Source organism: Pseudoalteromonas sp. S3178, from assembly GCF_005886985.1.
Lineage (GTDB): Bacteria > Pseudomonadota > Gammaproteobacteria > Enterobacterales > Alteromonadaceae > Pseudoalteromonas > Pseudoalteromonas carrageenovora.
In genome coordinates, this window is record NZ_PNCW01000380.1 from 1 (window position 1) to 270 (window position 270).

The window sequence follows — 270 nt, forward strand, 5'->3', positions numbered from 1 at the left end:
GAACTATTGCCTAGCCTTATTATTCTTGATTTAAATATGCCACGAAAAAGCGGTAAAGATGTATTGGCTGAGATGCGAGGGGCTGCAAACCTTAAGCATATTCCGGTTATTATGTTCAGTACATCGGACTCAGAGATAGATATAAAACAGTGTTACTTGCTTGGGGCAAATTCTTATATGACCAAACCATCCCAATATCATGAGCTGGTGGATTCAATGAAGTCCTTGCTGTCTTTTTGGATTGGCACTGCAAAGCTCGTGATTGATTAG

At 40.0% G+C, this 270-nt stretch carries 1 protein-coding gene; it reads left to right on the top strand.

Annotation, left to right across the window (positions count from 1 at the left end):
* On the top strand, positions 1-270 hold a 270-nt coding region (locus tag CWC11_RS21385), incomplete at its 5' end, for a response regulator (protein WP_138684213.1).